The 23,299-nt window shown below is 61.8% G+C and carries 23 protein-coding genes; 8 read left to right on the plus strand and 15 right to left on the minus strand.

The features are described from left to right. Window positions 1-183: 183 nt before the first annotated feature. The 5 genes from GQX66_RS13600 to GQX66_RS13620 form a co-directional block, all read right to left on the minus strand. Entirely contained in the window at window positions 184-1,401 is a 1,218-nt protein-coding gene (locus GQX66_RS13600) for a multidrug effflux MFS transporter (protein WP_102716705.1), read from the minus strand. Beyond that, a complete protein-coding gene (locus GQX66_RS13605; protein WP_240869688.1) occupies window positions 1,394-2,350 on the minus strand; it encodes a diiron oxygenase in 957 nt (318 codons plus the stop codon). The genes GQX66_RS13600 and GQX66_RS13605 overlap by 8 nt, the downstream gene beginning before the upstream one ends. After that, window positions 2,347-3,420, minus strand: a complete 1,074-nt coding sequence (locus GQX66_RS13610) for a SagB family peptide dehydrogenase (protein WP_240869689.1) — start codon at window positions 3,418-3,420, stop codon at window positions 2,347-2,349. Before GQX66_RS13610 ends, GQX66_RS13605 begins: the two co-directional genes overlap by 4 nt. Before the next feature lie 439 nt (window positions 3,421-3,859). Then, a complete protein-coding gene (locus GQX66_RS13615; RefSeq protein WP_085746706.1) occupies window positions 3,860-5,056 on the minus strand; it encodes a class I SAM-dependent rRNA methyltransferase in 1,197 nt (398 codons plus the stop codon). Between the two features lie 123 nt (window positions 5,057-5,179). After that, complete coding sequence (locus tag GQX66_RS13620) at window positions 5,180-5,719, minus strand: type 1 glutamine amidotransferase domain-containing protein (RefSeq protein ID WP_085746705.1); 540 nt, start codon at window positions 5,717-5,719, stop codon at window positions 5,180-5,182. A gap of 227 nt (window positions 5,720-5,946) precedes the next feature. Here GQX66_RS13620 and GQX66_RS13625 point away from each other — a divergent pair, with 227 nt between their 5' ends. The 3 genes from GQX66_RS13625 to GQX66_RS13635 all read left to right on the plus strand — a co-directional run bounded on the left by GQX66_RS13625 (window position 5,947) and on the right by GQX66_RS13635 (window position 7,990). Next, on the plus strand, window positions 5,947-6,759 hold the full coding sequence (locus tag GQX66_RS13625) for an HDOD domain-containing protein (RefSeq protein WP_165369518.1): 813 nt from the start codon (window positions 5,947-5,949) through the stop codon (window positions 6,757-6,759). Between the two features lie 25 nt (window positions 6,760-6,784). Next, complete coding sequence (gene mutM / locus GQX66_RS13630) at window positions 6,785-7,597, plus strand: bifunctional DNA-formamidopyrimidine glycosylase/DNA-(apurinic or apyrimidinic site) lyase (RefSeq protein ID WP_240869691.1); 813 nt, start codon at window positions 6,785-6,787, stop codon at window positions 7,595-7,597. A 69-nt stretch (window positions 7,598-7,666) separates the two neighbouring features. Beyond that, window positions 7,667-7,990, plus strand: coding sequence for a hypothetical protein (locus GQX66_RS13635; protein WP_007953415.1), 324 nt, complete (start codon window positions 7,667-7,669; stop codon window positions 7,988-7,990). A 38-nt stretch (window positions 7,991-8,028) separates the two neighbouring features. Here the strand turns inward: GQX66_RS13635 and GQX66_RS13640 are convergent, their stop codons facing one another. From GQX66_RS13640 to GQX66_RS13660, 5 genes are all read right to left on the minus strand, one after another. After that, window positions 8,029-8,280 carry a YfhL family 4Fe-4S dicluster ferredoxin gene (locus GQX66_RS13640; protein WP_003195146.1) on the minus strand — a complete coding sequence of 84 codons (252 nt, stop codon included), beginning with the start codon at window positions 8,278-8,280 and terminating at the stop codon, window positions 8,029-8,031. A 102-nt stretch (window positions 8,281-8,382) separates the two neighbouring features. Further along, entirely contained in the window at window positions 8,383-8,862 is a 480-nt protein-coding gene (gene coaD, locus GQX66_RS13645; RefSeq protein WP_007953414.1) for a pantetheine-phosphate adenylyltransferase, read from the minus strand. Between the two features lie 115 nt (window positions 8,863-8,977). Continuing rightward, window positions 8,978-10,573, minus strand: a complete 1,596-nt coding sequence (locus GQX66_RS13650) for a GMC family oxidoreductase (protein ID WP_240869693.1) — start codon at window positions 10,571-10,573, stop codon at window positions 8,978-8,980. Between the two features lie 42 nt (window positions 10,574-10,615). Further along, window positions 10,616-11,161, minus strand: coding sequence for a twin-arginine translocation pathway signal protein (locus tag GQX66_RS13655; protein WP_240869695.1), 546 nt, complete (start codon window positions 11,159-11,161; stop codon window positions 10,616-10,618). A 24-nt stretch (window positions 11,162-11,185) separates the two neighbouring features. Continuing rightward, window positions 11,186-12,616: a coniferyl aldehyde dehydrogenase gene (locus GQX66_RS13660; RefSeq protein ID WP_240869697.1), complete on the minus strand. Its 1,431-nt coding sequence runs from the start codon at window positions 12,614-12,616 to the stop codon at window positions 11,186-11,188. A gap of 146 nt (window positions 12,617-12,762) precedes the next feature. On the opposite strand from GQX66_RS13660, the gene GQX66_RS13665 reads away from it, so the two are divergent. Then, window positions 12,763-13,434 (plus strand): TetR/AcrR family transcriptional regulator, encoded by a 672-nt coding sequence (locus GQX66_RS13665; protein WP_007953407.1) that lies wholly within the window; start codon window positions 12,763-12,765, stop codon window positions 13,432-13,434. Window positions 13,435-13,462: 28 nt separating this feature from the next. After that, window positions 13,463-14,317 carry a sulfurtransferase gene (locus GQX66_RS13670; RefSeq protein WP_134022590.1) on the plus strand — a complete coding sequence of 285 codons (855 nt, stop codon included), beginning with the start codon at window positions 13,463-13,465 and terminating at the stop codon, window positions 14,315-14,317. Window positions 14,318-14,321: 4 nt separating this feature from the next. Here the strand turns inward: GQX66_RS13670 and GQX66_RS13675 are convergent, their stop codons facing one another. The 5 genes from GQX66_RS13675 to GQX66_RS13695 form a co-directional block, all read right to left on the minus strand. Beyond that, on the minus strand, window positions 14,322-15,152 hold the full coding sequence (locus GQX66_RS13675; protein ID WP_240869699.1) for an AraC family transcriptional regulator: 831 nt from the start codon (window positions 15,150-15,152) through the stop codon (window positions 14,322-14,324). 4 nt (window positions 15,153-15,156) lie between these two features. Next, complete coding sequence (locus GQX66_RS13680) at window positions 15,157-16,155, minus strand: hydrolase (protein ID WP_085746699.1); 999 nt, start codon at window positions 16,153-16,155, stop codon at window positions 15,157-15,159. 63 nt (window positions 16,156-16,218) lie between these two features. After that, on the minus strand, window positions 16,219-16,827 hold the full coding sequence (gene rsmD, locus GQX66_RS13685; protein WP_007953401.1) for a 16S rRNA (guanine(966)-N(2))-methyltransferase RsmD: 609 nt from the start codon (window positions 16,825-16,827) through the stop codon (window positions 16,219-16,221). Further along, complete coding sequence (locus GQX66_RS13690) at window positions 16,827-18,314, minus strand: pitrilysin family protein (RefSeq protein WP_240869706.1); 1,488 nt, start codon at window positions 18,312-18,314, stop codon at window positions 16,827-16,829. The genes rsmD and GQX66_RS13690 overlap by 1 nt, the downstream gene beginning before the upstream one ends. Next, on the minus strand, window positions 18,307-19,662 hold the full coding sequence (locus tag GQX66_RS13695; protein WP_102685784.1) for a pitrilysin family protein: 1,356 nt from the start codon (window positions 19,660-19,662) through the stop codon (window positions 18,307-18,309). Before GQX66_RS13695 ends, GQX66_RS13690 begins: the two co-directional genes overlap by 8 nt. Before the next feature lie 345 nt (window positions 19,663-20,007). Here GQX66_RS13695 and ftsY point away from each other — a divergent pair, with 345 nt between their 5' ends. The 3 genes from ftsY to ftsX are packed head-to-tail and all read left to right on the plus strand — an operon-like array spanning window position 20,008 to window position 23,209. Then, complete coding sequence (gene ftsY, locus GQX66_RS13700) at window positions 20,008-21,519, plus strand: signal recognition particle-docking protein FtsY (RefSeq protein WP_240869708.1); 1,512 nt, start codon at window positions 20,008-20,010, stop codon at window positions 21,517-21,519. Continuing rightward, window positions 21,516-22,187 (plus strand): cell division ATP-binding protein FtsE, encoded by a 672-nt coding sequence (ftsE, locus tag GQX66_RS13705; protein WP_007953396.1) that lies wholly within the window; start codon window positions 21,516-21,518, stop codon window positions 22,185-22,187. Before ftsY ends, ftsE begins: the two co-directional genes overlap by 4 nt. After that, window positions 22,184-23,209, plus strand: coding sequence for a permease-like cell division protein FtsX (gene ftsX, locus GQX66_RS13710; protein ID WP_085746696.1), 1,026 nt, complete (start codon window positions 22,184-22,186; stop codon window positions 23,207-23,209). Before ftsE ends, ftsX begins: the two co-directional genes overlap by 4 nt. Window positions 23,210-23,299 lie beyond the last annotated feature (90 nt).

The following is a 23,299-nucleotide window of genomic DNA, read 5'->3' on the forward strand; positions in this document are numbered from 1 at the left end:
GGCCGTGTGTCCTGATGTTGCCGATGACGTTGCGGGATCGCCGCTGGTCTCAGCCTGAGCTCATAAACCCGCCGGGGATGAATGGCGATGAATCTCGCGATTCTACACCGCTGGCGTCAGGAGGGAATGGCGCAAAGCGTTGTTCCAGTGCTGACGAAGCGTGCGGGATGACGACCGGCAGGATTAATCGCTGTCCGGTTGCCCCACGAGATCGCTGCGGCGACTGATCCGCGCGTTCAACGCCAGTGCCACCCCGCTGAGTATCACAAAGCTGTAGCCCAGCGTGGATTGCAGATTGGTCGGGCTCAGGCTGATCAAGGCACTGATCAAGCCGCCGCAGATGAAAATGATCGTGCTGCCGGCCGAGGCCGACGTGCCGGCGTTTTCCGGAAACAGACTCATGGCCCGGGACGTGGCGGCCGGCCGGGCAATGGTGGTGCCGGCGGTGCAGATCAGCATCGGGATCAGCACGGTCGCCGGAGCCAGTGCAAAGTTCGACGACAGGTACAGCATGGTCACGCCGGCGAACAGGATCAGGCTCAGGCCGACGACCATCTGCTGGCCGCTGTTGATGCGCCTGCTCAGCACGCTGGCGAGGATCCCCCCGGTGACGTAAGCCGCACCGTAGATCAGCAGGATCAACGAAAATTCGTAAGCGGACAGTTGCAGCCGATCCATGAAGATCAGCGGCGAGATCACGATGAATGAGAAATGGCAGGCGAATGCAAACGCTGAAATCAGCCAGTAACCGACGAAGTCGAAATCTCCCAGAACCCGTCGATAGGCCGTGAGGAAGTTCGTACGTGTGCCAGTGGCGGTAGGTCGGGTGTTCTCCAGAAACAGCCAGGCCTTGAGCAGCACTGCGGCTGATAATGCGATGAACACCCAGAAGCTGCCGCGCCAGCCCAGCGTCGCCTGAAGAAAGGTGCCAGCCAGCGGCGATATCGAGATGAAAATCCCGCCGGCGGTGACCATTAAAATCCGTAGGCGGTCACGTTCTTCGCCTTCGAACAGGTCCTGCACCAGCGCCTGTGACAGCACGAAGCAACCGCAGCCCAGCGCCTGCAACACCCGGAACATCAGAAACAGCGAATAGTCCGAGGTCATCACGCAACCGAGGGCGCCGAGTATGGAAACGCTCATGCCGGCGAGCAGCAGCCCCTTGCGTCCGATCACATCCGACAGCGGCCCGATCAGCAACTGGGCGAAGGCAATTCCGACCGCAAACAGGCTGATCGACAGGGCGATGTCCGCCGGGGTGCGGCGAAAGTGTTCGGCCAGTGCCGGGAACGAAGGCAGCAGGACATCCAGTGGAAAGACGCCGAGCAACACCATTGCCAGCAAAAGACTGACAGCCCCGCGCCGCTGTCGTCGGGTCACCACAGATTGTCCGTCATCCATCGATCAGTCCCGCCCTGGCAAATAGTGTCTGGTTTTGAGGTTCGGCGAAAAATCCGGCTTTCTTCAATGCGTTCAACGTAGCGAGGCTGCCGGCGCGTGCCCGCCGTCGACTGGCCTGGGTCGATGTCATCGTGCCGAGAATGTCCGTCACCGTCGTATTTGCAATGCCCGCGCCACAGAGGCTTTCCTGCAGCCAGTGCTCATCCACTTCGAAGAAGATTTCCAGAATGTCGAGCAAGGTCGTCGCGGTGAACGTTCGCTGTCGCGGGTTCAGGTGCAACCAGAGGTAGTGGAACACTTCGGTGAAATAGCGGCTGTGACGCGCTTCATCGGTGAGGTGATCGCGCAACATGTCGTTGACGCCGGACACCAGGCTGTCGCGACAGACATCCAGCAGTTCACGGGCGATGATCGTTTCCGAAACGAAGCCCAGAAGAAAGCACGCCAGCGGCCGTTGCTCCTGTGCGGTGCGCGCAATCAGCAGGTTCATCCGGGTGATCCGTCTGGGCATGACCGGGCGCCCGGTGATGGCGTAGAGGCTGGCGATCTGCTCCGCCACCTGACTGGAAAACAGGGCGTGATAGCCCTCGTCGGTGTAGAGCTGGAGCGCGGCGGTTTTCATCGACGTCGGAACCTCGACCGGCAGTTCGCCATGCACGATGGTTTCGACGGCGCGATTGACGATCCGGTGTTCGAGCAACGTGGTGTAGTCGAGAAAATGCACCAGATGCCGGGCCGTAAGCCGGTGCAGCATCGAGCGGCCCGCGGCCTCAATCACCGGGTGGGCCAGGTAAGGAAGGAATGCCGGCGGAAACCAGTGCCGGGTCTCCAGTTGCTCCTGCACGTTGTCCGGCAAGCGGTAATCGTGGGGGCTGGCGCGAACGGAGGCGCGGCTGTTCCAGTCGCTCAGGGTGAACTGAAAGACCGGTTCCGGGACGAGGGCACTCATGATTGTGCCTCACGCAACAGGTCGCGCATTTCCTGACACATCGCCTGGCCGTCGCTTTCCCCGCAACCGACAAAGAACAAGGGTTGTTCCGCACTGTTCTCGAGCTTCAGCAACGCTTCGACCTGCTCATCGGAAAACGCGCCTGTGAGCCAGGTGTTCATGCCGAGCGCTGTCGCCACCAGTTGAAACGTCTGCGACAGATGCCCGGCTTCGACGAACGCCATTCGATAGGCGCGCGAGTGCGGGTATTTCCACCAGAGCCGGTCGAAACGGGCGGTGAAGAACAACCCCAATGGCAGGTTATTGATGAAATGCTGGCCCCCCAGCAAATTGCCGGGCGCGGTGTCGGGCAAAGGGTTGATGAAGCTCAGGGCGTGTTCGGCGGGGTGGTAGGCATAAACGCCGGGTGCCAGTCCGTCGACGTTCTGTACAAACACGAACCCGGTGCAGGCATTGAGGCCGCCGCCGGAAGGGCTGCTGCGCCGCGCGCCGAGTCCATCGGCGATGCTGTCGTCGCAATCGGCTTCGCGTTCTCGCAGGTAACCGAGAGACAGGTAAAGCAAGGTGCCCACATGGCCCAGCGACACGGCGGCGCCGGTGAAGGATCGGCAGGTCTTTCGCCGGGTCAGTGAGCTCGACAGGCTGTCGTCATTCAGTGCCATCGGCTCGGGCAGGGCGATGAGTGCGTTCGGGCGTTTATCCGCAGGGATGTCGGCCGGCGGTGGGGTGGCAAGCACTGTGTTGCAGTGTTCGAGGTATTGCCTGGACCATTCCTGAATGTTTCGTGGAGTGTGTTCGCAAGGAATATCCCGAGTCCCGATATGGTAGATCCTGGACAGTTCATCCCAGCCCCAGGCAGGCGCTGAGATTTTTGAAGAAGTCAGTATTCCGGCATTTAATAACTGTGTGTCTATTATGTTGCTGTTGTCATATAAGTCAGGATCGTGAACGAGTTGCGCCAGTCGGGACGCATATTCAAGATCAAGTTCATGTTGAGTATGGTCTTTATAGTTCCAGACGATCTGGCCGGGCGTTCGCGGCAGTATGAATAAATAAGGGTTTATATACATGTTGGGGCACGCTGCTCTGGATAGGTGCTTTGTCAGAGGCGCTGGGTAGCCGGCCATGCCCAGCGCCCACCTTACTTAACGGGCTTTAGGTGCAACAAGAAAAGCCAGGTTTGCGAGGGTGCGGGATTCCAGAGTAATTGCTTTCATGATTGAACTCCTTGTTCATTGGTGCTTCGTGGTTAGTTGGTGCCACCTCCGTGGTGACGACTTAATAATAGTTTGTAATGGATTAATCGCAAGCAAATATTAAGTAGGAATAATCCAGTATTTTTGTCGGAGTGATCTTTGGCTGGAAGTGAGTGTGTAAGTTAAATTTCAGTAAATAAAGTATTTGCGGAAATATCCTGCAAGTCGGCAGGACAATAAATGTAGGAACGCAAGTTAATGGCAAAAAGAAGGGGGAACCCGTGGTTCCCCCTTCTTATACGCATCGATACCGTTAGCTGTTAGGCAGGAGGCGGCAGGTGATGCTCTTGATGTAGCGGGTTTCCGGGATGGCCGGGTGTACCGGGTGATCCGGACCCTGACCGCCGCGCTCCAGCAGCTGGATGTTGCGATCCAGGTGACGGGCGCTGGTCAGCAGGATGTTCTGCAGGTCGTCTTCCGGCAGGTGCATCGAGCACGAAGCGCTGAACAGGATGCCGTCCTTGGTGAGCAGGCGCATGGCTTGCTCGTTCAGGCGACGGTAGGCGCCTTCACCGTTCTTCAGGTCTTTCTTGCGCTTGATGAACGCCGGCGGGTCGGCAACGATCACGTCGAAGCGCTCTTCGCTGGCCTTGAGTTCTTTCAGGGCTTCGAACACGTCGCCTTCGATGCAGGTCATCTTGTCGGCGAAGCCGTTCAATGCGGCGTTACGCTCAACGCCGTCGAGGGCGAAGCCCGATGCGTCGACGCAGAACACTTCGCTGGCGCCGAATGCGGCGGCCTGCACACCCCAGCCACCGATATAGCTGTACAGGTCCAGCACGCGTTTGCCCTTGGCGTAAGGGGCCAGGCGCGCGCGGTTCATGCGGTGGTCGTAGAACCAGCCGGTTTTCTGACCTTGAACCACTGGCGCTTCGAATTTCACGCCGTTCTCTTCCAGCGCCACCCATTCCGGCACCACGCCGAACACGGTTTCGGTGTAACGCTCGAGGCCTTCGGCATCGCGCGCGGCGGAGTCGTTCTTGAACAGAATGCCGCTGGGCTTGAGCACTTGGGTCAGCGCCGCGATCACGTCATCTTTATGGGCTTCCATGGTCGCCGAGGCGAGCTGGACCACGAGGATGTCGCCGAAACGGTCGACCACCAGACCCGGCAGCAGGTCGGAATCGCCGTAGACCAGACGATAGAATGGCTTGTCGAACAGGCGCTCGCGCAGCGACAGGGCCACGTTCAGTCGATGCACCAGCAGCGACTTGTCCAGTGGCAGCTTGATGTCGCGCGACAGCAGACGTGCGCAGATCAGGTTATTCGGGCTCATGGCGACGATGCCCAGCGGCTTGCCGCCGGCGGCTTCGAGGATCGCCTGGTCGCCGGCCTTGAAGCCGTGCAACGGGGTCGCGGCCACGTCGATTTCGTTGCTGTAGATCCACAGGTGACCGGCGCGCAGGCGACGGTCGGCGTTGGCTTTGAGGCGCAAGCTAGGCAGGGACATGACGTCGCTCCGGAAAAAAGAGCGGGAGTATACCGTGTTGCGCCTTATGCCGTGTTTGGCGAGCGATGAAACGCGGCTGACCTCATCACGAGCAGGCCCGCCCCGTATCCATACGCTTATGCTCTATGCCGACAGCGCGTCGATCAGCGCATTGCTGAACGCCGGAATATCGTCCGGTTGGCGGCTGCTGATCAGGTGGCCGTCTTTCACTACCTCCTGATCAACCCAGTTCGCCCCCGCATTCACCAGATCGTCCTTGACGGTCTTGTAGCTGGTCATGGTCTTGCCATTGACCAGCCCTGCCGAAATCAGCAGCCAGCTGCCATGACAGATCACTGCGATCGGCTTGCCGGCGGACGCACCGGTCTTGACCAGGTGCTGGGCGTCCTGGTCGATGCGGATGGTGTCAGAGTTCTGCACACCGCCCGGGAGCACCACGGCATCGTATTGATCGATGCTTGCGCCCTGGAAGGTCTGGTCGACCTTGAAGTCGTCCGCAGGTTTATCGTGATTCCAGCCTTTGACGCTGCCGGCTTCGGCGGAGAGGATGTCAACCTGCGCTCCCGCCTGCTCCAGTGCCTTTTTGGGGCCAGTCAGTTCAACCTGCTCGAAACCGTCGGTTACCAGAAAAGCGACGCGCTTGCCGCTGAGAGAAGTCGCCATCGTTAAGCTCCTGAGTCTGTTGGAATTACTGCCCGCGACAGATGGGGAACTGCTCCGGGCACTACAGATTCCGAAGGCTGGTGGAAAGTGAAAGTTCCTGCGAATTGCCCACTGGTGTGTCGTCCGTCGGTTTTTAGAGGTTAGAATCGCGGCCTGTCCCAGAGTGTGTACTTATGTCCCAAGAGCTGACCACCGAACAGATTCAACAGTCCCTGCAAGGCATCAGCGTGCCCGCGCAGCCGCAGATCATGGTGGATCTGCAAATGGAGCAGTACATGCCCGACCCCGACCTGGAGACGATCGCCAAGCTGATCTCCCAGGATCCTGGCCTGTCCGGCTCGCTGCTGAAAATCGTCAATTCGCCCTATTACGGCCTGAGCAACAAGATCACCTCGATCAAGCGCGCGGTGAATCTGTTGGGCAGTCGCTCGATCATCAATCTGATCAACGCGATGTCGATCAAGGGCGAAATGAACGATGACACCATCGTCACCCTCAACCGTTTCTGGGACACCGCCCAGGACGTGGCCATGACCTGCCTGACCCTGGCCAAGCGCGTTGGCACCGAGGCGAGCGACGAGGCTTATGCCTTGGGTCTTTTCCATGATTGCGGCGTGCCGCTGATGCTTCAGCGTTTCCCCGACTACATGACCACGCTGGAGACGGCCTATGCCAATGCGAGTGCCGAGCGCCGGGTCGTGGACACCGAGAACGACGTCTACAACACCAATCACTCGGTGGTCGGTTACTACACCGCCAAGTCGTGGCGCCTCCCGGAACACGTCAGCGCTGCGATCGCCAACCATCACAATGCCTTGGCGATCTTCAACGACGAGACCTCGCGCAACAGCCAGATGAAAAACCTGCTGGCGATCCTGAAGATGGCCGAGCACATCTGCGCGTCTTACCGGGTGCTGGGCAATCAGACCGAAGACTTCGAATGGCAGGCCGTCGGGCCGCTGGTGCTGGAATACATCGGCCTCTCGGATTACGACTTCGAAACGTTGAAGCAAACCATCCGCGAACTTGGCGCGCACTGATTTAGCAACCTGATTCGAGACCCCCATGCCTGAATTGCCGGAAGTCGAAACCACCCGCCGCGGCATCGCCCCGCACCTGGAAGGCCAGCAAGTCAGCCGGGTGATCGTGCGTGACCGGCGGCTGCGCTGGCCGATTCCCGAAGACCTCGATGTGCGCCTGTCCGGGCAGCGCATCGTGCTGGTCGAGCGGCGCGCCAAGTATCTGCTGATCAACGCCGAAGTCGGCACGCTGATCAGCCACTTGGGCATGTCGGGTAACTTGCGGCTGGTTGAGGTCGGGATGCCGGCGGCCAAGCATGAGCATGTCGATATCGAACTGGAGTCGGGCCTGGCCCTGCGCTACACCGATCCGCGGCGCTTCGGGGCGATGCTCTGGAGCACCGACCCGCTCAATCACGAATTGCTGATCCGCCTGGGGCCTGAGCCGTTGACCGATCTGTTCGATGGCGAGCGCTTGTATCAGCTGTCGCGCGGGCGCTCTATGGCGGTCAAGCCGTTCATCATGGACAACGCCGTGGTGGTGGGGGTTGGCAATATCTACGCGACCGAAGCGCTGTTCGCCGCCGGTATTGATCCGCGCCGTGAATCCAAAGGCATTTCCCGGGCGCGCTATTTGAAGCTGGCGATCGAGATCAAACGCATCCTCGCTGCCGCCATCGAGCGCGGCGGCACCACGTTGCGTGATTTCATCGGTGGCGACGGGCAGCCGGGGTATTTCCAGCAGGAACTGTTTGTCTACGGTCGCGGCGGCGAGCACTGCAAGGTCTGCGGAACGGGCCTGCGGGAAATGAAGCTCGGTCAGCGCGCGAGCGTCTGGTGCCCGCGCTGCCAGAGCTGAGCAAAGACTCCGAAAAAGTCCTACGGTCTATAGTGAGTTGTCTCACTGTTCAGCTCGAAGGATCGTGCCATGAAGTCCTTGCAAACCCTCATCGTCGCCCTGCTGCTGTGCTTCAGCCTGACCGTTCAGGCCACGGAAGGCGGCAGCGGTGATCCGCGTTACGCCATCCAGAATCCACCGGCCTACGCCATGCTCGGCGATCTGCTGATTGCCCGACCATTGCTGGTGGTGGCAACGGTGATCGGTGCCGGGGCGTTCGTGGTGTCGTTGCCGTTCACCGCGCTGGGTGGCGGGATTGGCGATGCGGGGGAGGCGCTGGTGGTGGCGCCGGCGAAAGCGGCGTTCGTGCGATGCCTGGGCTGCACAGGGGAGGGATTCGAGCAGCGCGAATGACGCGATCGCAGCCGGGAGCTGCGATCGTATTCAGTGGCTCAAGCCTTGCCGGTGATCTTGCGGTACTTCTCCATCAACTGTTCTTCAGTCTCCGGATGAGCTTCGTCCAGTGGAATGCAATCCACCGGGCAGACCTGCTGGCACTGCGGCTCGTCGTAGTGGCCGACGCACTGGGTGCACAGGTTCGGGTCGATCACGTAGATCTCTTCGCCTTGGGAAATGGCGGCGTTCGGGCACTCGGGTTCGCAGACGTCGCAGTTGATGCAATCGTCGGTGATGATCAGGGACATGCTAACTCCAGCCGGGGCGGGGAGCCCGGGCGCTATGAATCAATGCGCGCAATTGTGCCGCATTGGCGCCCGTAGTGCACGCGGGCGCCGTTTGAACGGTCGTTACTTCTTGAAGCGCAGGGTCAGAGCTTCGGCCACCGCCGGGTGGACGAACTTGCTGATATCGCCGCCCAGGGCCGCGATTTCCCGCACCAGGGTCGAGGAAATGAACGAATAACGCTCGGACGGGGTGAGAAACAGGCTCTCCACATCCGGGGCCAACTGGCGGTTCATGTTGGCCAGCTGGAATTCGTATTCGAAGTCCGACACCGCGCGCAGGCCACGCAGGAACACGTTGGCGTTCTGCTCTTTGGCGAAATGCGCCAGCAGCGTCGAGAAGCCGACCACTTCCACGTTCGGCAGGTGTTTGGTGACCTCGCGGGCCAGCTCGACCCGTTGTTCCAGCGGGAACAGCGGATTCTTCTTGGGGCTGGCGGCGACGGCGATGATCACGTGGTCGAACAGGCGCGAGGCGCGTTCGACCAGATCGCCATGGCCCTTGGTAATAGGGTCGAAGGTACCTGGGTACAACACTCGGTTCATCGCGTCGTCCTGGCGGGAATCCGTTGGGGAGTCGGATGGTATCGCAGCCGTCCCGGTCGGGAAAGTCGCCTGTTGGGTAAGAAAGCACTATAGACGATCGGAATTTTCGCCTTTTTCACGGGTTTCTCAACCGTTCGCCGAGGGATGTCGCCAGTTGCGCCGTCAGACCGTACACCGACAACTGCGGGTTGGCGCCGATGCTGGTGGGGAACAAAGAGCCGTCATGAATCGACAGATTGCTCAGTTGATGATGGCGGCCGAGGCTGTCGGTGACGGCTGTTTTCGGGTCCTCGCCCATGGCGCAACCGCCCATGACGTGAGCGCTGCCCAGGCGGGTGCGATACAGCTCCAGACTCAGGCTGTCGATCAACGAGCGGGCTTCGGCCAGGCTGCTCACGTAGCGGGCATCGGCGTGCATCGGCATCACCGCTTTGGCGCCGCCGGCGAACTGGATCTCGGCCATGCTGTGGAACGATCGGCGCAAACCCTCCCAGGTGTAAGGCGACACCTGATAGTCGAGCACCGGCGAGCCGTCACCGCGCAATTCGACGCTGCCGCCCTGGCTATCCGGGTGAAAACCGTCGCGCAGCAGTGCGAGCATCGCGTGGGTATGCGGCAGGTTCGCCATGTGTTGTGCGCTTTCCTGACCGAAACCACCGAGCAACGTGGCGGCCAGCGCCGGGTGCAGCGGCGGCACTTCGAGTTTGTAGGCCATCGGGCCAGTGGTGCCGTCCTTCCACTGGAAATGATCTGAATAGATCGACTGCGGCGCGCCGTAGAACGGGTTGATGACTTCGTCGAAACGCCCTGCGGACATGTTCACCAGATGCAGGAAAGTGCGCTTGCCCAGCCGTTTGTGCGGATCCGGTGCATCCGAACGCATCAGCAGCGCCGGGCTGTTGATCCCGCCGCCGGCCAGCACGTAATGCCGCGCCTTGACGGTGATCGTGCGTCCAGTCGGCTCGACGCAACGTTCGTCCATCGCCATGCATTGCAGGCCGGTGACCTTTTCGCCGCTGATCAACAGCTTTTCGGCCCGGGCCAGATAAAGCAGCTCACCACCCTTTTCCAACGTTGCCGGAATGGTCGTGACCATCATCGATTGCTTGGCGTTGGTCGGGCAGCCCATGCCGCAGTAGCCGAGATTCCAGCAGCCGCGCACGTTGCGCGGGATCACGTGCCAGCTGTAGCCGAGCTGTTCGCAGCCTTTGCGGATCACGTCGTTGTTGGCGTTGGGCGGCACCATCCACGGGGCGACGCCGAGACGCTGCTCCATTTTTTCGAACCACGGCGCCATGTCGGCGGGGCTGTGGCCTTTGACGTTGTGTTCTTTGGCCCAGTGTTCGAGGGTCGGCTCGGGCGTGCGAAAACTCGATGTCCAGTTGATCAGCGTGGTGCCGCCGACCGCGCGGCCCTGAAGGATGGTGATCGCGCCATCCTTGCTCATGCGGCCGATACCTTCCTGATAGAGGCTGCTGTAGGCCTGGTCTTCCAGCAGTTTGAAATCGCTGCTGGTCTTGAGCGGGCCTTCTTCGATCAGCAGCACTTTATAGCCGGCGGCGCTGAGGATTTCCGCGGTGGTGCCACCACCGGCGCCGCTGCCGATAATGGCGACGTCGGCTTCCAGGGTCAGGTCATCGGTGAGTTGCGCGCCGTTGTAGGTTTTCCAGCCACGGGCAAGGCCTTCGCGAAACGGGTCGGGTACGGGCATCGATCAGGTTCTCTTATTATTGTTATGCGTGGGTCGCCAGGCTCAAACGGCGGGCGGGCCGGGGTAACCGCAATGGGCCCAGGATTCGGCGCGGGTGTACCAGGCCATCATCACCATTTGCAGCAATGAGCTGTGGCCCATGCGCAGCAGGCTCAGCGCGCTGTTTTCCCAGCGTTCTAGAAAGTGACGGATCGCCTCGGGGCTGGCGTTTTCCCAGCTGCCCCAGATTCCGGTCAATGGACCGCGCGTCACCGCCATGCCCAGCACATCGAACAGTTGCCGGGTGAGCTTGAGCATTTCCGGCGACAGGTGATCGAGGCTGTAATCCAGCGACTTCAGGGTGCCATCGACAGCGGCGGGCAGCTTTTCCACAGCAACGGCGCCATCCAGCATCACTGGAATCAGTGCGCGCAGAAACAGCAGATCGCCGCTGCGCAACGTGGCGAATCCGTTGGCCGATACGCTCGACGAACAGCCGCTGAGGCTGGCACCAAGGCCGGCAGTGGCGAGGAAGGCCGTGGCGCCCAGGCTGAATTTCAGCAGGCCACGGCGCGACAGGGCAGATGTTTCGGTCAGGCTTGGGTGCATTGTTGTTATTACCCGGCGGTGACGTTAGCGAATGAACAGTTTCTGGATCAGTTTCTGAATGGATTTGCCGTACGGCGGGTAGATCAGCTTCGCCGCGTTGAAGCGCTGTTTGACCAGCACGCCCTTGGCCTTGCTGAACGTCAGGAAACCCTCGTGCCCGTGGTAATGGCCCATGCCCGACGGGCCGATGCCGCCGAACGGCATGTCGTCCTGCGCCACGTGCAGCAGCGTGTCGTTGAGGCAGACGCCACCGGAATGGGTTTCGCTGAGTACGCGCTTCTGTTCGCGCTTGTCGTAGCCGAAGTAGTAAAGAGCCAGAGGACGTGGCCGCTGATTGATGTAAGCAAATGCCTGATCCAGATCCTGATACGGCACGATCGGCAGCAGCGGGCCGAAGATTTCGTCCTGCATCACCGTCATCTCGTCGCTGACATTCAGCAACAGGCTGTGTGGCATGCGCCGGCCCTGGCCCTGGTCGAACAGCGGAATCAGCAGCGCGCCCTTGCTGGTGGCGTCGCTGAGGTAGCTGTTGAGCCGCGCCAGTTGGCGCTCGTTGATGATGGCGGTGTAGTCCGGGTTGTCGGCAAGCGTCGGATAAAACCCGCGCACCGCCTGGCGATAGGCTTCGACGAAACCGCCGATGCGCGCTTCCGGCACCAGCACGTAGTCCGGGGCCACGCAGGTCTGGCCGGCGTTGAGGGTCTTGCCGAAAGCGATGCGTTCGGCGGCGTCCTTGAGCGGTACGTCGTGGGAAACGATGGCCGGGGATTTGCCGCCCAGTTCCAGGGTCACCGGTGTCAGGTTTTCTGCCGCTGCGCGCATCACATGCTTGCCGACGCTGGTGGAGCCGGTGAACAGCAGGTGGTCGAAGCGCATCTTGGAAAACGCCACGCCGACATCGGCCTCGCCGAGCACCACGCACACCAGATCTTCGGGGAAGATCCGCGCCAGCAGTTCCTTGAGCAGCAGGCCGGTGGCCGGGGTCGATTCGCTGAGTTTGAGCATCACCCGGTTGCCGGCCGCGAGCGCGCCGGTCAACGGGCCGATGGCCAGGAACAGCGGGTAGTTCCACGGCACGATGACGCCGACAACGCCCAGCGGCTGATACACGACTTTCGCCGATGCCGGCTGGAAAGCCACACCCACTTTGCGCCGCGAAGGTTTCATCCACTGGCTGATGTGCCGGCTGGCGTAGTGAATGCCGTGCAGGCTCGGCATCAGTTCGGCGAGCAGGGTTTCATCGGCGCTGCGGTGGCTGAAATCGGAGCTGATCGCGTCGATGAGGGCCTGCCGTTCGTTGCTCAGCAAATCGCGCAGGGCCTTGAGCCATTGCTGGCGCTGGGCTGCAGGTGGCATCGGGTTGGCGGCGTAGGCGGCACGCTGCGCGTTGAACAGCCGGTTGAGCTCTTCCAGCGGCTGTTGCAGCGTTTGCAGGTAGGCAATATCGGCAGTCATTGTCAGCTCCGGAGATGTTGTTTTGAGGAACTTTTTAGAGTCTATGCTCTAGAAAGTCAAATGGCTTCCTTGCGCATCCTGGTTTTATCCCGCTCCGGATAGGTCGTAAGATGCCCCCCAACGCACTCTGAATTAAAGCTCAAGCCATGGCCCCACGGATCAAAACCAGCGAGCGCATCGTGCAGAACAGCCTCGAGCTGTTCAATCAGCAGGGCGAGCGCAGCATCAGCACCAATCACATCGCCGCCCATATGGAGATTTCTCCGGGCAATCTGTACTACCACTTCCCCAACAAGCAGGCGATCATCGCCGTGCTGTTCAGTGAGTACGAAAGCCTGGTGGACAGCTTCCTGCGTCCGCCCCAGGGCCGTGCCGCGACGGTCGAAGACAAGCGTTTCTATCTCAAGGAACTGCTGTCGGCGATGTGGCGCTACCGTTTCCTGCACCGCGATCTCGAGCACCTGCTCGACAGCGATCCGGACCTGGCCGGGCGTTATCGGCGCTTCTCCCAGCGCTGCGTGATCCAGGGCGCGGCGATCTACGAAGGCTTCGTTGCCGCCGGGATCCTGAAGATGGACCGCGTGCAGATCGAATCCCTCACCCTCAACGCGTGGATCATCCTCACCTCTTGGGTGCGCTTCCTGTGCACGACCCGGGAGAATTCCAATCACCTCAGCGAGCAGGCCATCAAGCGTGGCGTGTATCAGGTGCTGGTGCTGGAAGCAGGGTTCGTCACCGAGCAGGCCCGCGATGAGGTCAACGCCTTGTTCGAAGAGTTCTACGTGCCGCTGGCCCAGGCCCTCGAAGAAAGACCGTAATTCCATTTCCTCACTGGAGTCGTTCGCTATGCCGATTGCGCAACTGATCAGCCCGACCGCACTGGATGCCCGCAAGGCGCAACCGGGGCTGGTGATTCTCGATTGCCGTTTTGCCCTCGAAGACCCGGATTACGGCCAGCGCAGCTACGCCGAGGGGCACATTGCCGGGGCACATTTCGCCGATCTTGAACGCGACCTCAGCGGCCCGGTGACCAAGGGTGTGACCGGTCGCCATCCGCTGCCGGAGCCGGCGGCGCTGATCGAACGCCTGCAAGCGTTCGGCATCAATAACGACAGCGACGTGGTTTTGTATGACGACGGCCCGGGCGCCTATGCCGCCCGGGCCTGGTGGTTGCTGGCGTGGTTGGGCAAGCGTGACGGCGTGTTCATTCTCGATGGCGGGCTCAAGGCCTGGCATGCGGCGGGGCTGCCGTTGAGTCTTGATCCACCGTCAGCGGCCCGGGGCAACTTCAGCGGCCGGCCGGACATGAGCCTGCTGCTCAGCGCCGAGCAATTGCAGCAGCGCCTCGGCCAGCCGGCCCTGACCCTGCTCGATGCCCGTGCCTTGCCACGCTTCAAGGGCGAAGTGGAGCCGATCGACCCGATCGCCGGGCACATTCCCGGCGCACAATGCGCGGCGTTCACCGACAACCTGGGCAGCGACGGGCGTTTCCTGCCGGCCGATCAGCTCAAGCAGCGTTTCGCCGCGAAACTCGGCGAGCGTTCCCCGAACGATCTGGTGGCTTACTGCGGCTCCGGGGTGACGGCGTGTCACAACCTGTTCGCCCTGTGCCTGGCGGGTTATCCGTTGGGTTCGCTGTATGCCGGATCGTGGAGCGAGTGGATCAACGATCCTGCGCGCGGTATCGCTACGGGCGAGTAATCGCTCAGCGATCCAGCCGCGCGCTGCGATAGGCCGCCGGCCCCACGCCGTAAACCTGTTTGAATTGCCGGCTCAGATGGCTCTGGTCGGCAAATCCCAGCTGCGTGGCGACCTCCACCGGCAGGCAGCCGCTCTGCAACAAGCCACGCGCGCAGGCGATCCGCTGCTGCATCAGCCAGCTGTGCGGCGGCATGCCGGTGGCGCGACGGAACACCCGGGCAAAGTGGAAGGGCGAGAGGTTCACGGCCGCCGCCAGTTCTTCCAGCGAGGGCGGCGCCGCCAGTTGCGCGTGCAGCAACTCCTTGGCCATCGCCACCGCGCGGTGCTCTTTGCCGGGATTACCGTTGATCTGCACCGCTGCGTGACGCTGTAACAGCAACATCATCATTTCGCGCCACACCGTTTGCTGTTGCAGCGCGGTGGCGGGGCTTTCCAGCAAGCGATGCAACTGACAGAAACCGTTGACCAGGTCCGGATCGCGATACAGCGTCGCGCCGAAAGCCGGCATCGGTGCGGTCGGCAGTTCCAGCTCATTCACCAGCGCGACGATCTGCCCTGTGTCGGGATAAAACGCCCGGTACAGCCAGCCGTCCTCCGTGCCTTTGTGGCCGTTATGCACTTCGTCCGGATTGATCAGCACCAGCGTGCCGCTGCCCGCCAGGTGTTCGGCGCCGCGATAACGGTAGCGCTGGGCGCCGGCCATGATCATGCCGATCACATAACCGTCGTGGACGTGCGGGGCGAAACGATGCTCGATGTAGCGCGCGGTCAACAGCTCGACCCCGGCCAGAGGCGCGGCCTGCCAGAAACGGATCGACTCGCCCTGATCGCTCATGACTTCACCCGCGCCCCGCGTCGGCCAGCCACTGCGGAATCCGTCGCTCCAGGTAATAACCCGGTTGGCGGAGCGTGCCGTCAACGAAACCGACGTGTCCGCCCTTGTTCTGCAATTCGAACTGGGTCGTGGCCGACAGCTCACTGGCCTGCGGCAGGCTGTGGGGAAACACGAACGGGTCGTCCGCCGCCTGAATGATCAGGGTCGGCGTGCGGATCTCACCGAGAAAATAGCGGCTCGATGCCCGGCGATAGTAATCCTCGGCATCGGCGAAACCGTGCAGCGGCGCGGTCACCCGGCCATCGAAATCCCAGAACGTGCGCATGTTTTCCAGCGAGCCGAGAGCAGCCAGTGCGGCGAGACCGTCCTCGCGCCCATCGTGCTGGAACTGGCGCTGCTTGTTCTTGATGTAAGCGACCATCTCGCGCATGAAGTGCGCCTGATAGACCTTCGAGAAACCCTGGCCGATACGGTCGGCACATTGATCGAGGCGAAACGGCACCGACACCGCCACTGCACCGAGCACGCCGCTGGCGCTGCCGGTTTCCCCCAGATGCTTGAGCAGCACATTACCGCCCAGGGAATAGCCGACCGCATACAACGGCGCCAGTGGCCGCTTGGCTTTCAGGTGGCGAATGGTTTCGGCGAGGTCTTCGCTGGCGCCGGAATGGTAGCTGCGCGGCAACAGGTTCGGTTCGCCGGAGCAACCGCGCCAGTTCAGCGCAACACTGGCCCAGCCTTGCGCGGCGAGCGCTGCCTGGATCCCGGCCACGTAAGGTGAATTGGAAGAACCGGTCAGCCCGTGCAGCACCAGCACCAATGGCGCCTCGGCGCTGTGCGGGCCGTGCCAGTCGAGGTCGAGGAAGTCGCCGTCGTCCAGCCACAGCCGTTCGCGCTGGCGATCAAGGTGCACGGTTTTGCGCCAAAGCGGCCCCCACAAGGTTTGCAGGTGCGGATTGCCGAGGCCGAAGGCGGGGATGAACGGTTTAGACGAAGGGGACACGATTGCTCTCGATGCAGCGCAGCGAGCCTCGGCTGAGACTCGCCGCTTTTTCAGGCCGGTCGGTTAACCGGCGATCACTGCCATACGTTGCCACAACGCGTAGTACACCCGCCCGGATTTCTGCTCGCGGTGCAGGCGCCAGTTGCCTGGCAGGCCGAGGGTCGATGGCGCGGTTTCGCTTTCAGTGTAGATCCACGAATCATCGGCCAGCCATTGGCGCTCTTCCAGCAGCGTGCACACGGCGGGCAACAGGTTCTGGTTGAACGGCGGGTCGAGGAACACCAGGTCGAACGCGGTCGCGGTCTGGGTTTCCAGATAGCGCAGCGCGTCGGCGGTTTGCACGTGGCCGTTGGTGCAGCGCAGGGTGCCGAGGTGTTCTTTCAGGCTGGAGACCGCGACATGGCTGGCATCCAGCGCCTGACCCATTGCCGCGCCACGGGACAGCGCTTCCAGAAACAGTGCGCCGCTGCCGGCGAACGGATCGAGCACCTTGGCCCCGGCGACGTATGGCGCGAGCCAGTTGAACAGGGTTTCGCGCACCCGGTCTGGCGTCGGGCGCAGACCCGGCGCATCAGGAAAGCTCAGCTTTCGGCTGCGCCATTCGCCGCCGATGATGCGCAACTGGTTCACACCGTTGTGCAGTTTTTGTACAGGTTTCTTTGGACTGGCCATTAATGCTCCGGAACCCCGAGCGGCTGCTCGGCAGGTTTATCAGATGGGGCCGGTAACGGCTTTTGCGGCACGGTCGGGCCAGCGCTGACGATGACCAGTTTGTCCGTGCTCAAGTGTTTGTTCAGGACGTCGCGAACCTGCTCGACTGTCAGGCTCTGGGACTGACGCATGAAGTCATCGAGATAGCTCAGCGGCAGGTTGTAGAAACCCATGGCGCCGAGCTGGCCGACGATATCGGCATTGCTCGCGGTGGACAGCGGGAAGCTGCCGGCCAGTTCGCGCTTGGCGTCGTCGAGTTCTTTCTGGGTCGGGCCGGTCTTGAGGTAGTCGGCGAGCACGTCCTGCACCAGTTTCAGGGTGCCTTCGCTCATTTCCGCGCGGGTCTGCAGGTTGATCATGAACGGGCCACGAGCCTGCATCGGGCTGAAGGCCGAATACACGCCGTAGGTCAAGCCGCGCTTCTCGCGGACTTCGCTCATCAGCCGGGTGCCGAAACCGCCACCGCCGAGGATCTGGTTGCCCATCGACAGCGCGGCGTAGTCCGGGTCGTCACGGTCGATGCCCAGTTGCGCGATCATCAGGTTGGTCTGCTTGGACGGAAACTCGATGTGGTCGATGCTAGGTTTCGGCTCGGTCGGTTGCTCGACCTTCGCCAGCGCCGGGCCTTTTGGCAGCGCGGCGGACACCTGATTGGCGATCGCCTCGGCTTCGCTGCGGGACAGATCGCCCACCAGCGCGATCACCACGTTGCCGGCTGCATAGGCCTTGGCGTGGAACTCACGCAGTTGCGCCAGCGTGATCTTCGGCACGCTTTGCGCATTGCCGTCGCTGGCGTGGGCGTAAGGGTGATCGCCGTACAGGCGCTTCATTAGCTCCAGGCTGGCGAGTTTGCCGGGGTTCTGTTTCTGGTATTCGAAACCGGCGAGCATCTGGTTCTTGATGCGCGCGAAGGAGTCGGCCGGGAAGGTCGGTTTGCCCACCACTTCCGAGAACAGCTTCAGCGCCGGCTCGCGCTTGTCGGCGGCACTCAGACTTCGCAGCGACGCGATGGCCATGTCCTTGTAGGCGCCGTTGCCGAAATCCGCGCCCAGGCCTTCGAAACCTTGAGCGATGGCGCCGACATCCTTGCCCGCCACACCTTCGTTGAGCATGGCGTTGGTCAGCAGGGCCAGACCCGGCGCGTTGCCGTCCTGGCTGCTGCCGGCGGAGAAGATCAGGCGCATGTCGAACATCGGCAGTTCGCGGGCTTCGACGAACAGCACCTTGGCGCCTTCGGCGGTGTTCCAGGTCTGCACGTCGAGCTTGCGACTGGCCGGGGCCTTGCCGTCGAGTTCGGCCAGCGATTGCAGCTTCTGGCTGGACTTGGCGTTATCCAGCGCTTCGCTGGCCTTGGTGTTGTCGCTCGGCACCAGATAGAACGCGGCGGAGCCGATGATGGCCACGGCGATCAGGCCGAGCAGCAGGCGTGGGGTTTTGCGCTCACTCATGAGTCGTCTCCAGTGGCAGGACGTGGGCGACGCTGAGACGTTCGCGGGTGAAATACAGCTTGGCGGCGTTCTGGATGTCTTGCGGGGTGACGCTTTCCAGATCGGCCAGTTCGGTGTCCATCAGTTTCCACGACAGACCGACGGTCTCCAGCTGGCCGATGGCAGTGGCCTGGCTGGTGATCGAGTCGCGCTCGAAGACCAGACCGGCGATGACCTGCGCACGCACGCGCTCCAGTTCTTCGGCGGACGGTGCGGTGGTTTTCAGCTGTTCCAGCAGTTTCCACAAGCCGGCTTCCGCCTGGGCCATGGTTTTTTTCTTCTGGGTGTTCGGTGTGGCCGACAGGGTGAACAGGCTGTCGCCGCGGGTGTAGGCGTCGTAGCTCGACGAGCCGCCGGATACCAGCTCTTCACCGCGCTCCAGTTGGGTCGGGATGCGACCGCTGTAGCCGCCGTCCAGCAATGCCGAAATCAGGCGCAAGGCGTTGACCGAACGTTTGTCTTCGGCGGTGGCGATACTCGGGACGTTGAAGCCGAGCATCAGGCTCGGCAGTTGGGTCTGCACGTGCAGGGTGATCTGGCGCTCGCCGGGTTCGGCCAGTTCCAGCGGCGTTTTCGCCGGCGGCACGTCGCGTTTCGGGATCGGCCCGAAGTAGCGCTGGGCGAGGGTCTTCACCTCGTCCGGAGTCACGTCGCCGACCACCACCAGCGTGGCGTTGTTCGGCACGTACCAGGACTGATACCAGTGACGCAGTTCTTCGACCTTCATCCGCTCGAGGTCTGCCATCCAGCCGATGGTCGGCGTGTGATATCCGCTGGCCGGGTAGGCCATGGCCTTGTAGCGCTCGTAGGCCTTGGACATCGGCTTGTCGTCGGTGCGCAGACGGCGCTCTTCCTTGATGACTTCGATTTCCTTGGCGAACTCGTCAGCCGGCAGGCGCAGGTTGGCCATGCGGTCGGCTTCCAGTTCGAAGGCCACGCCCAGACGGTCGCGGGCCAGCACCTGGTAATAAGCAGTGAAGTCGTCGCTGGTGAACGCGTTCTCTTCGGCGCCGAGGTCGCGCAGGATCAGCGAGGCTTCGCCGGGACCGACTTTCTCGCTGCCCTTGAACATCATGTGCTCGAGGGCGTGGGACAGACCGGTCTGGCCCGGGGTTTCGTAGCTGGAACCGACCTTGTACCAGACCTGCGACACCACCACCGGCGCGCGATGGTCTTCGCGCACGACGACCTTCAAGCCGTTGTCGAGGGTGAATTCGTGGGTCGGTTGCGGGTCGGCCGCCAGGGCCGAAAGGGGCAGGCAGACTGTGCTGAGCAGCAGGCCTGCGGCGCGGCGGGCTAGAGCATTCATTCGTTTTTAAACCTGTTGGGCTGCCCGCTTGGTCTTAGCGTCGGCGGGCGAGAGGGTGCTAGGATACTGATCCGTTTTACTGGCGGCCACGCCTATCAGGCCACTGATCGGTCTATAGGTTGTACGGGTTACCGGCAGAAGCTTTGAGTTTCTCAGCTAAACTCTGCGTTTTCGCCGACGATGCCGTTCCAGTCCTTCGTATTTAATGACCTTTGAGGTGCTTTTGGCGCCTCGACAAAATGTTGCGCGTGAACAAGCTGGGTGAAACACAGTCTGTTCTGCATCGAATATTTATTTGCCGGGGCGCCCCTGTGGCGCGTCGCTACCGTGAGATAGCCGTCCTCCATGTTTGGTTCCAACGACGACAAGAAGACCCCAGCTGCGGCTGGCGAGAAGAAAAGCCTGTTCGGATGGCTGCGCAAGAAACCGCAGGAACCCGTCGTCGAACAGCCGACTGCCATTCCTGAGCCAGCCCCCGCGCCCGCTCCCGCAATAGAAGAAGCGCCGGCACCGGTTGTGCTGCCGATCGCCGAGCCGGTGCTGCAACCGGTGGCCGAGGCCGAGCCTGAAGCGCCGGCTGCCGCCGAACTGCCGCTGACCCCGGCCAGCAAACCGTGGCTGAGCTTGCCAGTGGCGGAAGAGCCGGTGGCGCTGGTTGAAGAGGCTGCACCGCACGTTACGCCGCCGATTCCTGCGCCGGTTGCGTTCGCTCCCGAGCCTGTTCAGGCGCCGGTGGTGGAAGCTGCTCCGGTCATTCCAGAACCTGTGGTTGCTCCGGTTGCCCCGATTGTCGAAGCGCCCGAGCCTGCACCTGCACCTGCACCTGCACCTGCACCTGCACCTGCACCGGTTGCCGTAGCGCCAGTCGCACCTGTGGAAATCCAGGTTGAAACCCCGGTAGAGGCCCCGCGCACCGAAGAAACCAAGGCCGGCTTCTTTGCCCGTCTCAAGCAAGGCCTGTCCAAGACCAGTGCCAGCATCGGCGAGGGCATGGCCAGCCTGTTCCTCGGCAAGAAAGCCATCGATGACGATCTGCTCGACGATCTCGAAACCCGCCTGCTGACGGCCGACGTCGGCGTCGAGGCGACTTCGGTGATCATCCAGCGTCTGACCCAGAAGGTCGCACGTAAAGAGCTGGCCGATTCCGACGCCCTGTACAAATCCCTGCAGGCAGAGCTGGCTGCAATGCTCAAACCGGTCGAGCAGCCGCTGAAGATCGCTTCCCAGAACAAGCCGTTCGTGATTCTGGTGGTCGGCGTCAACGGCGCCGGCAAGACCACCACCATCGGCAAACTGGCGAAGAAACTGCAACTGGAAGGCAAGAAAGTCATGCTGGCCGCCGGTGACACCTTCCGTGCCGCGGCTGTCGAGCAGTTGCAGGTCTGGGGCGAGCGCAACAAGATTCCGGTGATTGCCCAGCACACGGGCGCGGACTCGGCTTCAGTGATCTTCGACGCCGTGCAGGCCGCCAAGGCCCGTGGCATCGACGTACTGATCGCCGACACCGCCGGTCGTCTGCACACCAAAGATAACCTGATGGAAGAGCTGAAGAAGGTTCGCCGGGTGATCGGCAAGCTCGACGCCGATGCGCCGCACGAAGTGCTGCTGGTGCTCGACGCCGGCACCGGCCAGAACGCCATCAACCAGGCCAAGCAGTTCAACCAGACCGTCGAACTGACCGGCCTGGCGCTGACCAAGCTCGACGGCACCGCCAAGGGCGGGGTGATTTTCGCCCTGGCCAAGCAATTCGGCCTGCCGATCCGCTACATCGGCGTCGGTGAAGGCATCGACGATCTGCGTACCTTTGAAGCCGAACCCTTTGTCCAGGCACTGTTTGCCGAGCGGGAGCGTTCATGATTCGTTTCGAACAGGTCGGTAAACGCTACCCGAACGGTCACGTCGGCTTGCATGAGCTGAGCTTTCGAGTCCGTCGCGGCGAGTTCCTGTTTGTCACCGGCCACTCCGGTGCCGGTAAATCCACGTTGTTGCGCCTGTTGCTGGCGATGGAACGTCCGACCAGCGGCAAACTGCTGCTCGCCGGGCAGGACCTGAGCACCATCAGCAATGCGCAGATTCCGTTCCTGCGTCGGCAGATCGGCGTGGTGTTCCAGAACCATCAACTGCTGTTCGATCGCACGGTGTTCAACAACGTCGCGTTGCCGTTGCAGATTCTCGGGCTGTCCAAGGTCGAGATCGCCAAGCGCGTCGACTCGGCGCTGGAGCGCGTGGCGCTGTCGGACAAGGCCGAGCTGTATCCGGGCGACCTGTCGACCGGTCAGCAACAGCGCGTCGGCATTGCCCGCGCCATCGTTCACCGTCCGGCCCTGCTGCTGGCGGACGAACCGACCGGTAACCTCGACCCGCGTCTGGCGGCCGAGATCATGGGCGTGTTCGAAGACATCAACCGTCTGGGCACCAGCGTGCTGATCGCCAGTCACGACCTGGCGCTGATCGCGCGTATGCGCCATCGCATGCTGACCCTGCAACGCGGCCGATTGATCGGCGACGGGGAGGCCGGCGTATGAGTGCAACACGCAGTCCGAAGGTTTCCGAGCGCGTGGCCCCGAAGGCCGCCGATCCGCAACCGCCAAAGAAGAAAAAGCACGACGATGACGACGGCCCGGATTTCGCCACGTTGTTCCGTGCCTGGATCGAAAGCCATCGCGCCAGCTGGATCGACAGCCTGCGCCGTCTCGGCAAGCAGCCGATCGGCAGCTTCTTCACCTGCATGGTGATGGCAGTTGCGCTGAGTCTGCCGATGGGCCTTTCGTTGTTGCTGAACAATGTCGAGCGCCTGGGCGGCTCGTGGCAGCGCGCGGCGCAGATCTCGCTGTACCTGGAGCTCGAGGCCAGTCCGGCTCAGGGCGAAGCGTTACGTGATCAGATCAAGGGCATGCCGGGCGTAGCTGATGCTGAATATGTCGGCCGCGACCAGGCGCTGGAAGAGTTCCAGCAGCAGTCCGGCTTGGGCGAAGCCCTGCGCGAGCTACCGGAAAACCCGCTGCCGGGCGTGGTACTGGTGACGCCGAACGAGGTCGACAAGTCGACCCTGGAAGCATTAAGACAAAAACTTTCCGAGCTGCCCAAGGTACAACAGGCGCAACTTGATCTAGTCTGGGTCGAGCGTCTGGCCGCCATCCTCAAGCTCGGTGACCGTTTTGTGTTCGGTCTGACGGTGTTGCTGGTTTCTGCATTACTTTTGGTGATAGGCAATACCATTCGTCTTCATATTGAAAACCGCCGCACCGAGATAGAAGTGATTAAACTCGTCGGCGGCACCGACAGCTATGTGCGTCGTCCCTTTCTTTACATGGGCGCGCTGTATGGCTTCGGTGCGGGTCTGCTGTCCTGGGGTGTTTTGGCGTTCGGCCTGAATTGGCTGAACGACGCGGTGGTCGGGCTGGCCGGCTTGTACGGCAGTGATTTCGCACTGGCCGGCGTGCCAGTTGCCGATGGTCTGTCGCTCTTGCTTGGCGCGGTGCTGTTGGGTTATATCGGTGCATGGATTGCAGTCGCACGTCATCTCAGGGAGCTGGCGCCGAAGTAGAATCTTTTTTGCGCGTGATTGACCTTTCAGTGGTTAAGGAAACTTTCATTTGAGTTTCCGGTCAATTTTTCGCAATGCTGAAAAGCATGA

Source organism: Pseudomonas sp. B707 (genome assembly GCF_022496685.1).
GTDB lineage: Bacteria > Pseudomonadota > Gammaproteobacteria > Pseudomonadales > Pseudomonadaceae > Aquipseudomonas > Aquipseudomonas paraglycinae.